Origin of the sequence: Sutcliffiella rhizosphaerae (assembly GCF_917563925.1) — a bacterium.
In the GTDB taxonomy this organism is placed as follows: Bacteria; Bacillota; Bacilli; order Bacillales; family Bacillaceae_I; genus Sutcliffiella_A; species Sutcliffiella_A rhizosphaerae.
Window position 1 is genome coordinate 1 of the sequence record NZ_CAKJTJ010000062.1, and the last position, 11,472, is coordinate 11,472.

The 11,472-nt window shown below is 38.6% G+C and carries 7 protein-coding genes and 14 tRNA genes; 20 read left to right on the forward strand and 1 reads right to left on the reverse strand.

All coding sequences use genetic code 11. The features are described 5' to 3' along the window. From LRP81_RS22380 to LRP81_RS22470, 19 genes are all read left to right on the forward strand, one after another. Positions 1–70: transfer RNA gene (locus tag LRP81_RS22380), tRNA-Ala, on the forward strand. A gap of 27 nt (positions 71–97) precedes the next feature. Continuing rightward, a tRNA-Met gene (locus LRP81_RS22385) sits at positions 98–174 on the forward strand. A 4-nt stretch (positions 175–178) separates the two neighbouring features. Then, a tRNA-Ile gene (locus LRP81_RS22390) sits at positions 179–255 on the forward strand. A gap of 15 nt (positions 256–270) precedes the next feature. Further along, a tRNA-Ser gene (locus LRP81_RS22395) sits at positions 271–363 on the forward strand. Between the two features lie 97 nt (positions 364–460). Beyond that, positions 461–537: transfer RNA gene (locus LRP81_RS22400), tRNA-Met, on the forward strand. Positions 538–541: 4 nt separating this feature from the next. Beyond that, a tRNA-Asp gene (locus LRP81_RS22405) sits at positions 542–617 on the forward strand. A gap of 34 nt (positions 618–651) precedes the next feature. Then, a tRNA-Phe gene (locus LRP81_RS22410) sits at positions 652–727 on the forward strand. A gap of 28 nt (positions 728–755) precedes the next feature. Then, positions 756–831 (forward strand) — tRNA-Thr (locus LRP81_RS22415). Between the two features lie 21 nt (positions 832–852). Beyond that, positions 853–925: transfer RNA gene (locus tag LRP81_RS22420), tRNA-His, on the forward strand. 6 nt (positions 926–931) lie between these two features. Then, positions 932–1,005 (forward strand) — tRNA-Gly (locus tag LRP81_RS22425). 11 nt (positions 1,006–1,016) lie between these two features. Continuing rightward, positions 1,017–1,093 (forward strand) — tRNA-Ile (locus LRP81_RS22430). Positions 1,094–1,103: 10 nt separating this feature from the next. Then, a tRNA-Asn gene (locus tag LRP81_RS22435) sits at positions 1,104–1,178 on the forward strand. 4 nt (positions 1,179–1,182) lie between these two features. Beyond that, positions 1,183–1,273 (forward strand) — tRNA-Ser (locus tag LRP81_RS22440). 8 nt (positions 1,274–1,281) lie between these two features. Next, positions 1,282–1,353 (forward strand) — tRNA-Glu (locus tag LRP81_RS22445). Positions 1,354–1,874: 521 nt separating this feature from the next. Beyond that, entirely contained in the window at positions 1,875–3,758 is a 1,884-nt protein-coding gene (gene glgB / locus LRP81_RS22450; RefSeq protein WP_230505319.1) for a 1,4-alpha-glucan branching enzyme, read from the forward strand. Positions 3,759–3,762: 4 nt separating this feature from the next. Beyond that, positions 3,763–4,920 (forward strand): glucose-1-phosphate adenylyltransferase, encoded by a 1,158-nt coding sequence (locus LRP81_RS22455; protein ID WP_230505306.1) that lies wholly within the window; start codon positions 3,763–3,765, stop codon positions 4,918–4,920. A 28-nt stretch (positions 4,921–4,948) separates the two neighbouring features. Continuing rightward, complete coding sequence (locus LRP81_RS22460; protein WP_230505308.1) at positions 4,949–5,974, forward strand: GlgC family sugar phosphate nucleotidyltransferase; 1,026 nt, start codon at positions 4,949–4,951, stop codon at positions 5,972–5,974. Beyond that, complete coding sequence (gene glgA, locus LRP81_RS22465; protein ID WP_230505310.1) at positions 5,971–7,452, forward strand: glycogen synthase GlgA; 1,482 nt, start codon at positions 5,971–5,973, stop codon at positions 7,450–7,452. Before LRP81_RS22460 ends, glgA begins: the two co-directional genes overlap by 4 nt. Continuing rightward, the gene (locus LRP81_RS22470; RefSeq protein ID WP_230505312.1) at positions 7,413–9,818 is read left to right on the forward strand and encodes a glycogen/starch/alpha-glucan phosphorylase; all 2,406 of its coding nucleotides are present in this window, start codon (positions 7,413–7,415) and stop codon (positions 9,816–9,818) included. Before glgA ends, LRP81_RS22470 begins: the two co-directional genes overlap by 40 nt. Positions 9,819–9,913: 95 nt before the next feature. Here LRP81_RS22470 and LRP81_RS22475 read toward each other — a convergent pair whose 3' ends face one another. Continuing rightward, positions 9,914–10,648: a lipase family protein gene (locus LRP81_RS22475; protein ID WP_230505315.1), complete on the reverse strand. Its 735-nt coding sequence runs from the start codon at positions 10,646–10,648 to the stop codon at positions 9,914–9,916. A gap of 271 nt (positions 10,649–10,919) precedes the next feature. Between LRP81_RS22475 and LRP81_RS22480 the strand changes: the two genes are divergently transcribed. Further along, positions 10,920–11,345, forward strand: a complete 426-nt coding sequence (locus tag LRP81_RS22480) for a DUF1801 domain-containing protein (protein WP_230505317.1) — start codon at positions 10,920–10,922, stop codon at positions 11,343–11,345. Positions 11,346–11,472: the final 127 nt, after the last annotated feature.

The following is an 11,472-nucleotide window of genomic DNA, read 5'->3' on the forward strand; positions in this document are numbered from 1 at the left end:
GCCTTAGCTCAGCTGGGAGAGCGCCTGCTTTGCACGCAGGAGGTCAGCGGTTCGATCCCGCTAGGCTCCACTTATAAGTAAAATTATTATTCTTTTTGGCGGTGTAGCTCAGCTGGCTAGAGCGTACGGTTCATACCCGTGAGGTCGGGGGTTCGATCCCCTCCGCCGCTACCAAAAAGGACCTTTAGCTCAGCTGGTTAGAGCAGACGGCTCATAACCGTCCGGTCGTAGGTTCGAGTCCTACAAGGTCCACCATTTCTTTTCATATGCGGAGGAATACCCAAGTCCGGCTGAAGGGATCGGTCTTGAAAACCGACAGGGGTGTCAAAGCCCGCGGGGGTTCGAATCCCTCTTCCTCCGCCATACATATGAAAGTTTTATTTTTACTTAATACTAGCAATTAGAGGTCGAAGAAGTTAGTAACAATTATGCACCAGTAAAAAGAATTAATTATTATTATCGCGGGGTGGAGCAGTCTGGTAGCTCGTCGGGCTCATAACCCGAAGGTCGCAGGTTCAAATCCTGTCCCCGCAACCAAAGTGGTCCCGTGGTGTAGCGGTTAACATGCCTGCCTGTCACGCAGGAGATCGCGGGTTCGATCCCCGTCGGGACCGCCATTTAATATTGTGGTTAGAGAAAAAGTCATAGGAAGGCTCGGTAGCTCAGTTGGTAGAGCAATGGACTGAAAATCCATGTGTCGGCGGTTCGATTCCGTCCCGAGCCACCATGTTTTTTTATGAAGTGAGAGTTTTTTTGCCGGTGTAGCTCAGTTGGTAGAGCAACTGACTTGTAATCAGTAGGTCGTGGGTTCGACTCCTATCGCCGGCACCATTTTTGTGAATATTTAATATGGCGGTTGTGGCGAAGTGGTTAACGCATCGGATTGTGGTTCCGACATTCGTGGGTTCGATTCCCATCAGTCGCCCTTTTTGCGGGTGTAGTTTAATGGTAAAACCTCAGCCTTCCAAGCTGATGTCGTGGGTTCGATTCCCATCACCCGCTCCATTTTTGTTTATGGGCCTATAGCTCAGCTGGTTAGAGCGCACGCCTGATAAGCGTGAGGTCGGTGGTTCGAGTCCACTTAGGCCCACCATATTTATTAATCCACCATAGCTCAGCGGTAGAGCATTCGGCTGTTAACCGAAGGGTCGTAGGTTCGAATCCTACTGGTGGAGCCATATTGGAGAAGTACTCAAGTGGCTGAAGAGGCGCCCCTGCTAAGGGTGTAGGTCGTGTAAGCGGCGCGAGGGTTCAAATCCCTCCTTCTCCGCCATTATAGCAGGCCCGTTGGTCAAGCGGTTAAGACACCGCCCTTTCACGGCGGTAACACGGGTTCGAATCCCGTACGGGTCATCAAAAGTTGTGGTATTGCATAATATCATGGCTTTTTTTGTTTTCTCTTCTTTCAAGCATGCATCCTTCACTCATCATTTCCTGATGCTCCGTTTAGATATCTTTTCAACTGGTAACTTAGTTTATACCCCTTATCTCCTACTCATAAACTGATTTTAATAATAAAATTATTCTTTTGAAATAATAATCAATTGAAAACGTGTACACAAGTAATCTCTCTTCCTTTTCCTCCAAAAAATCTTTCGACACTTTCAAACAAAAAACAAAAAGAATTAAGTCGAATTCCACAATCTTGAAAACCTTTACAAAAACTCCTAATAAATCAGTGTTTCAATAGGTATAACAATGGAAACGGTTTCGCAATTCCTATTGTTAGTCGACAATAATTTCCCTGTAGTTTTATTTTGTTGTTTTATGTCACACGATTCGTACTTGTCGTAGAAAGGAGAATATTATAAATAATAGAATAGTGAAGTATAACAATATTCTATTATTTAGGATAAAACGGAAGGGTGAAAAAATTGATTGCTACTAACGCGACCGATTATGAGCTACACCTTTTTCACGAAGGCACGTTGTACAAAAGCTATGAATTGTTTGGTGCGCATGTTTTACGTTATAGGAAGAAGATAACTGGAACAAGATTTACTGTGTGGGCACCGAATGCAAAAGAAGTACGGGTGATTGGTTCATTTAATGATTGGAATGGGAATAAATCTCCTTTACAAAAACGAAATAATGAGGGTGTCTGGAGTATTGTGATCGAAGAAGACCTCAGAGACCATTTATATAAATATGAAATAGTGACGCAATCTGGACAAATATTACATAAGGCAGATCCCTTTGCTTTCAGGTCAGAAGTTCGACCTAATACAGCCTCCATAGTCTATGAAATGGGAGGATTCAAGTGGAAGGATCAAAACTGGAGACGGAAGAAAAAACGTAAATCAATCTATGAAAATCTAGTTTTTATATATGAATTACATCTTGGTTCATGGAAAAAGAAAGAGAATGGAGAATTCCTTAGTTATCTCGAATTAATAGAAGAGTTAATTCCATACGTAAAAGAGCATGGTTTTACACATATAGAATTACTACCGTTGATTGAACATCCTTATGATCGCTCTTGGGGTTATCAAGGAACTGGATATTATTCCGCTACTAGCAGATATGGTAGTCCATTTGAATTAATGCAATTTATTGATGCATGTCACCAGGTGGACATTGGCATTATCTTGGATTGGGTACCTGGTCATTTCTGTAAAGATGGTCATGGTTTATATATGTTTGATGGAGCACCAGTGTATGAATACGCAAATTTTCAGGATCGAGAAAATGAAGTGTGGGGTACGGCGAACTTTGACCTTGGTAAGCCAGAGGTAAGCAGTTTCCTAATATCAAATGCTCTTTTTTGGATGGAATTTTTCCATATAGATGGGCTAAGGGTCGATGCTGTGGCCAATATGTTGTATTGGCCAAATTCACAGGAAGAGCATGCTAACATTTACGCTCAAAATTTTTTAAAGAAGTTAAATGAAGCTGTATTTGAGAAAGATTACAGTATGTTAATGTTTGCAGAAGATTCCACAGATTGGCCATTGGTTACCACTCCGACTTCAAATGGTGGCCTTGGATTTAATTATAAATGGAATATGGGGTGGATGAATGACATTCTCCGTTATATGGAAGCCCCACCAGAACAGAGAAAAAATATGCACGATAAAGTGACATTTTCAATTGTGTATGCTTTTTCTGAGAATTTCATTTTGCCTTTTTCTCACGATGAGGTAGTACATGGGAAGAAATCTCTACTAAACAAAATGCCTGGAGAGTATCATGAGAAGTTTGCTCAGCTAAGGCTACTGTATGGCTTTTTTCTAGCCCATCCAGGTAAGAAGTTGCTATATATGGGTGGGGAATTCGGTCAGTTTGATGAATGGAAAGATCTTGAGCAACTTGATTGGTTTTTGTTGCAGCAGTATGCATCACATCAACAAATGCATCATTATTTTAAAGACTTACTCGCCTTTTATCATGGTCAAAAGGCGTTGTTTGAGTTGGATCATGTACCTGAAGGGTTTGAGTGGATTGATGCGGATAATAGGGAGCAAAGCATTTTTTCTTTTGTCAGAAAAGGAAAGAAGCAGGGGGATATGTTGGTAGTGCTTTGCAATTTTACTGGCCGCTCTTATGAGAACTATAAATTAGGAGTACCTTTGTTTACAGATTATGAAGAAGTGTTTAATTCCGATCATGAACAATATGGTGGTAGTGGTATGACAACTGCACGGGAAATAAGTGCGGAAGAAGGAGCATATCATGGCAAGGATTATCATATGATGGTCAATGTTGCACCGTTTGGGATGAGTATGTGGCGACCGAAGAAGAGGAAAGGGGAGAAATAACTTCATGGCAAAGAATAAATGTGTAGCAATGTTATTGGCAGGTGGAAAAGGGAGTAGACTAAGTTCCCTAACGAAGACACTGGCAAAGCCGGCAGTCCCTTTTGGAGGAAAGTATAGAATTATTGATTTTGCATTAAGTAATTGTACGAATTCAGGGATTACGACTGTAGGGGTCCTTACACAATATCAACCGCTTGTACTTAATTCTTATATAGGAATTGGAAGTACATGGGATCTGGACCGGAAAAACGGTGGAGTGACAGTCTTACCGCCTTATACAGAAGCTTCAGGTGTAAAGTGGTATACAGGTACAGCAAGTGCAATTTATCAAAATATAAACTATTTAATGCAATACGACCCTGAGTATGTGCTTATTCTTTCTGGTGATCACATTTACAAAATGAATTATGATAAAATGCTCGAATTCCATATACAAAAGGATGCAGATGTTTCCATTTCAGTGGTGGAGGTTCCTTGGGAGGAAGCAAGTCGGTTTGGCATTATGAATACAAATGAAAGATTGGAAGTCGTAGAGTTTGATGAAAAACCGGCAAATCCGAAAAGTAATTTAGCTTCAATGGGTATTTACATTTTTAATTGGTCAGTATTAAAAGAGTATTTGGAAATGGATGATCGTAATCCTGATTCAAGCCATGATTTCGGTAAGGATGTAATCCCGTTATTACTAGAAGAAAATAAGAGGTTAGTAGCTTATCCGTTTGTAGGATATTGGAAGGACGTAGGAACGGTTAAAAGCCTTTGGGAAGCAAATATGGATTTGTTAAAGGAAGATTGTGAGCTAAATCTTTTTGAATACGATTGGCGTATCTACTCAGTTAACCCAAATCAGCCTCCACAATTTATTGCCCCATATGCTGATGTAAAAGATTCTCTAGTAAACGAAGGGTGCTTTATTGAAGGAAGAATCGATCATTCCGTATTGTTTCAAGGAGTGAATGTAGGAAAAAATACGGTCATTCAAAATTCGGTCATCATGCCGGATGCCATAATTGGAGAAAACGCCTATATCAATAAGGCTATCATTCCAACCGGCATCAAAATTCCTGATGGTGCCGTCATTTGCCCTGAGAAAAATGAAGATGAAATTATTTTGGTAACAGACGACATGCTGGAAAAAGGGCTGTTCTTCGTATCACGGTAAAAATTAAATACAGGAAGGATGTCCGAAAATGATGCAAAAGATGTTAGGTATTATTGATGCAACGATCCATAATGAAGCAATGGAAGATTTGACATTAAAGCGTTCCATTGGGGCTGTACCATTTGGAGGGCGATATCGACTGATCGATTTTGTATTATCTAATATGGTCAATTCAGGAATTCAGAGTGTGGCAATTTTTCCAAGGTACCAATATCGGTCTTTAATGGATCATTTAGGCTCAGGTAAGCAATGGGATTTAGATAGGAAAAGGGACGGGTTATTTTTCTTTCCAAGCTCGGTTAATGAAACGAATCGAAATACAGGGTCGTTTCAGCATTTTAAAGAAAATGAAGATTTTTTCCGTCGCAGCAACCAAAAGTATGTGGTCATTACAAACAGCTTTACTGTTTGCAATATGAATTTTAAACAGATTCTAGAACGGCATATTCAAAATAGATGTGATATTACTCATGTTGTAAAGAATGAAGAAACATTGGATATATTCGTATTAGAAAAAGACCTTCTCGTTTCATTGTTTATGAATCATGAACATAATGGATACAAAAGCATAATGGATGTTGTACAGGATGGAGCGAGCGGTTATAAGGTTTGCAATTATGAGTATCTTAATTATGTAGCTGTTATTGACTCATTGGAAAACTACTATCAGCATAGTTTAAAACTATTAAATCCAACGGTTTGGAAACAGGTGTTTGTAAAAGAAAATCCCGTGTTTACGAAAGTTAAAGATGAGCCTCCTACGAGCTACTCTAAAGAGGCTTATGTGAAAAATTCCATGATTGCAAACGGTGCTATTATAGAAGGGCATGTGGAAAACAGCATTATATTCCGTGGAGTGAAAATAGGGAAAGGAACAGTAGTTAAAAACAGTATCGTCATGCAAAAAGGGGTTATCGGTGAAAAGTGTGTTTTAGATTCGGTTATCTTAGACAAAGATGTTAAAGTGGAGAACAATACAGAATTAATTGGAACGGAGAAAGCGCCGTATTTAGTGAAAAAAGGGTCAGTACAAGGAGCTCTGATGAATTCGTGAAAGTATTATTTGTTGTTTCAGAATGTGTGCCGTTTGTAAAATCTGGTGGCTTGGGCGATGTTGCTGGAGCATTGCCAAAGGAGTTAAAAAAGCTTGGAACAGATGTCCGGGTTATTTTGCCAAAATATGAACAAATACCAGACATTTATCGATCCAAAATGAAACGGTTAAAAACAACTTTCATTAATGTTGGCTGGCGTAATCAATACTGTGGAGTAGAAGAGCTTAAACACGATAATGTCACCTATTATTTTATTGATAATGAGCATTATTTTAAACGCGATTCCCTTTATGGCCATTATGATGATGGGGAACGCTTTTCCTTTTTCTGTAGAGCAGTGCTGGAGAGTATCACAATAATCGATTTTATTCCTGACGTGATTCATTGTCATGATTGGCATACTGGAATGGTGAATTTTATTCTGGAAAAAGAGTATAAAAAAAATCCGCGTTTTCAATATATTCAAAGTGTGTTTACGATTCATAATCTACAGTTTCAAGGGGTTTTTCCTCCAACCATTTTACAGGATCTGTTGAATGTAGAGGAGAAATATTTTAATCCTGATGAGCTGGAGTTTTATGGTCATGTTAATTTTATGAAGGCTGCACTTATCTCTTCTGGCTATATCACAACTGTAAGTCCAACCTACAAAGACGAAATTCAAACTCCTTTTTTTGGAGAAAAATTAGATGGGGTACTTCGACATAGAAATGATTCACTGGTTGGCATCATCAATGGTATTGATGATGAGCTATATAACCCTGAAACAGATGAGTTTATCGAGGCGAATTATAGCTCACAAAGTATACAAGACAAAGAAATTAATAAGGCAGCGCTGCAAAATTTATGTGGGTTACCAGTAAATGCAGATATCCCAATAATCGCTATGGTAAGCAGGTTAACGAAACAAAAGGGATTGGACCTTATTACTCGTGTTTTTCATGAAGTGCTGGAAAGTGATGTGCAGATAGTAGTCTTAGGAACCGGCGAGCCTCAATTTGAACATTATTTTAGGGAGCTAGCTTATCAGCATCCGAAGAAAGTAAGAACGTTTATTGGATTTGATGAACCATTAGCACATCAAATCTATGCTGGGGCAGATATGTTTTTAATGCCTTCACAATTTGAGCCTTGTGGGTTAGGTCAATTAATTGCCTTGAGATATGGGACCATTCCAATAGTAAGAGAAACTGGTGGACTGAATGATACGGTTAATTCTTATGATGACACCAAATTCGAAGGTAATGGCTTTTCTTTTACTAACTTTAATGCCCATGATATGTTGCATACAATAAGACGTGCTATTGGCTTTTACGAAAAACACGATGTTTGGAAAATAATTATGAAAGAAGCAATGGAACGCGATTACAGTTGGGCGAAGTCAGCCTTTAAATATAATCAGCTTTATTCATCATTAATGGCTAGGAGTGGAATGTCATGTTCTCAAACAAAGAAAAATTCAAGGAAGCTTTCTTAAAAAAACTTGAAAGTATGTACGGAAAAAGCTTTCAAGAATCTACTTCAAGAGATCATTACCATACACTCGGAAACATGGTTCGTGAATATATTAGTGCCAACTGGATAGCAACAAATGAAAGAAATAGAGCAAAAGATGAAAAGCAGGTTTATTACTTATCTATAGAATTTTTGTTAGGAAGATTGTTAGGTAGTAATTTGTTAAATTTGGGGATTCAACAAGTTGTAGAAGACGGGTTAAAGGAGCTAGGATTGGAATTATCTGCGATTGAAGAAATTGAATCAGATGCTGGACTTGGCAATGGTGGTCTTGGCCGCCTTGCAGCATGTTTTCTTGATTCCCTTGCTTCTTTAGACCTACCAGGTCATGGTTGTGGAATACGCTATAAACATGGTCTTTTTGATCAAAAGTTTGTGGATGGTTATCAAGTAGAATTGCCAGAACAATGGCTAAGACATGGAAATGTATGGGAAGTGAGAAAACCTGACCAAGCAGTAGAAATTCATTTTTGGGGAAAAGTCGAATCCTATCGGGAAGACGAAAAGGTGAGGTTTAGGCATATCAAGGGGGAGGCTATAACCGCAGTACCGTACGATATGCCGATTGTCGGTTATCAAACTAAAACAGTGAATATGTTAAGGCTTTGGAGTGCAGAACCTGCGCCATTTCCGATTCACAAAAATATCATGCAGTATAAGCGTGAGACCGAAGCAGTATCTGAATTTTTGTATCCGGATGATACGCATGATGAAGGGAAAATATTACGTTTAAAGCAACAGTACTTTTTAGTGGCAGCAAGTATTGGAAGTATTGTGCGCTCTTATCGTAAGAAGAATGGTAGTTTACTAGATTTCCATAAAAGGGTCACCATTCATATTAATGACACTCATCCGGTTCTCGCCATTCCAGAGCTAATGAGAATTTTGTTGGATGAAGAGGATATGAGCTGGGAGCTGGCGTGGGAAATCACTTCTCAAACTATTTCCTATACGAATCATACAACACTTTCAGAGGCATTAGAAAAATGGCCAATTAACATCTTTCAGCCTTTGTTACCTCGGATTTATATGATTGTAGATGAAATAAACGAACGATTTTGCAAGGAGCTTTGGAACAAATATCCAGGTCAATGGGGACGTATCGAAAATATGGCCATACTTGCACACGGCCTAGTAAAAATGGCACATTTGGCTGTTGTAGGAAGCTTTAGTGTAAATGGAGTAGCAAAAATACACACTGAAATTTTAAAAAATCGAGAAATGAATTTGTTTTATGAAGCCTTTCCAGATAAATTTAATAATAAAACGAACGGGATTACACATCGCCGGTGGTTGCTAAAAGCTAATCCTCACCTTACATCACTCATTAAGGATACAATTGGAATAGGCTGGATGAAGGATACAACCCAGCTACGTCAGTTGGATGCGTATGCAAACGATTCTGCTTTTTTAGAAAAGCTTAATAACGTGAAGAAAAAGAGAAAAGAAATATTGGGAGAGAGGATTAGAAAACAGACAGGGATGGTAATTGACACTGACAGTATTATTGATGTCCAAGTAAAAAGATTGCATGCATATAAGCGTCAGTTATTAAATGTTCTTCATATCATGTATCTTTACAACAAACTTAGAGAAGACAGCAGTTTTACTATCCATCCAAGAACTTTTATTTTTGGTGCTAAAGCATCGCCAGGTTACTACTATGCGAAGCGTGTCATAAAGCTGATTAACTCTCTTGCTGAAAAAGTTAATAATGATCCAGCTATAAAAGGCTGTTTAAAAGTAGTATTTCTTGAAAATTATCGAGTATCGTTGGCAGAGGACATTTTTCCTGCAGCAGATGTTAGTGAGCAAATTTCCACAGCGAGCAAGGAAGCTTCAGGTACAGGAAATATGAAATTTATGATGAACGGAGCATTGACAATAGGAACACTTGACGGAGCTAATATCGAAATAAAAGAAGAAGTTGGAGAGGAAAACATGTTTATATTTGGATTGACCGCAGAGGAAGTCCTGAATTTCTATCAAAATGGCGGATACCGTTCTAGCGAGTATTACCATCATGATAAAAGAATTCAACAGGTTTTAGAACAGTTAATAAATGGCTTTTTCCCGGATGTGCATGACCATTTCGAACCAATTCATGATTCTCTCCTTATGCAAAATGATGAGTACTTTGTGTTAAAGGATTTTTCATCCTACATTGATGCCCAGGGGCGGGTTGATACAACATATAAAGACAGAAACCGTTGGCTAACGATGAGTGCCAAGAATATAGCGTATTCCGGTTTCTTTTCAAGTGACCGTACGATAAAGCATTACGCAAAGGATATATGGGGACTTGAACTTAGTTATAGCAAAAGTTAAAGGAGCTGTTCAGAAAGTCATGATTTATGGCTTTCTAACAGCCTCTTTTAGTTAATATAAAACTTGTAAAAAGGGTACGCTACCATCTTTCCAGTTTATAACTTTTCCGACATTGCCTTCATATATGTTTCAATGCTATGATTCTTTACAATTGACCCTTCTCTTAATATAAAAAGCGATTGGTGACCAATATGGTGATAATACCAAGTTTTTTTACTAACGGGTCCAACTACTTTTGTAGGTGGTACAAATGGAACAAGGTCCGCAAGATTGACAAAGCGAATGGAGGTTGGCACACTCTTGTTATAGATCTTTGCAAAGTCATCATTTCCTACCCGAGGGGAGCCATAATTGTACATACAAATGGAAGTAAAAGTAGCATTCAAAGCATTATCTAAGGCAAGTAAAGTGGCGAGTGCCCCACCTAGACTGTGCCCTGTTACAAATAGCATCTTATTAGAAGGTAGAGCTTGTAAACAATGGAAAAGTTCTTCCCTCATCGACTGATAAATAGATAGAAATCCGCTATGAACAAGTGGCTTTGAAGGGCAATACGGAAATGGTGTCTGGAAGATATCTGCATCAGAAATCCAATCTAGATCTGTCTGTGTTCCTCTGAAGCTGACCACAATAGCTTCATCAGATTCAAGGATGAAGCCGAACCACTCATGGCTGTAAAAAGAAACGCCTTTAAATTCTTTAATTAGTTCAAAACCTTCAGGTGGAAAAAAGACACCATTTTGAAGAAATTGATCGTAGGCTAATTGACAGCATTCCGCTAAAAAAATAGCCCAATCTTTTGAAAGAATATTTTGTACCAACTTATTCATACCCTCCTTCTATAAAAAAATGGCAAAAGCCTGTTTTGTTAGAAGTTGAAAAATATCTATCTCTATCGCTTGGCACTTCGAGTCATAAGCAGATTCTTCAAGAGTGAAAACCAACCTTCGTGCAGCCACGTCTTATGCTTGTCGGGGCTGATCAAGGCGCTTCCGCTTTTCTTACTATATGGGTGAATGTCATGATTTGTGCAAAGCGATATGGTTAGAAGGGTTTATTGATGTTGTGTTGAATGTATAATGTGAAAGGAGGGATAGTGCGGTGGCATATGAACTAAAAACAAAAGAAACGGAAAATAATGTGATTGAATTTATTGAAAGTGTGGATAGTCCTAAAAAGCGTGAAGATGCTTTCAAACTTTTGGATATTTTTACTGAAGCAAGTGGTTTTGAAGCAAAAATGTGGGGGCCAAGTATCATTGGCTTCGGTTCTTACCATTATAAGTATGAATCTGGTCATCAAGGAGATACCATGATGGTTGGTTTTTCTCCACGAAAAGCAAAGATTAGTCTTTATTTTGCAACTGGAGACACCAAGCGGGAAGAACTTTTAACGAAGTTTGGGAAGCATACAACCGGGAAAGCCTGTGTATACATAAATAAAGTAGCAGATATTGATGTAAAGGTTTTAAAGGAACTGATAGAGCAGTCAGTGGAATTTTTGAATAAGACATATCCACAAAAATAATACAACAAAGGGGCTGGGACAAAAATGTTTTAGCCTAAGACAAAACCGAACTTATTTGAGTGATTGATCAAATATGTTCGGTTTTTTAGTATAAAAATATGCTTTTATTTTTTAGATTACACTAGCG

Bases quoted from the DNA above. Each gene is read 5' to 3' on its own strand.
- LRP81_RS22470 (WP_230505312.1), top strand. From the start codon at position 7,413: ATGTTCTCAAACAAAGAAAAATTCAAGGAAGCTTTCTTAAAAAAACTT.
- LRP81_RS22460 (WP_230505308.1), top strand. From the start codon at position 4,949: ATGATGCAAAAGATGTTAGGTATTATTGATGCAACGATCCATAATGAA.
- LRP81_RS22475 (WP_230505315.1), bottom strand. From the start codon at position 10,648: ATGAATAAGTTGGTACAAAATATTCTTTCAAAAGATTGGGCTATTTTT.
- LRP81_RS22455 (WP_230505306.1), top strand. From the start codon at position 3,763: ATGGCAAAGAATAAATGTGTAGCAATGTTATTGGCAGGTGGAAAAGGG.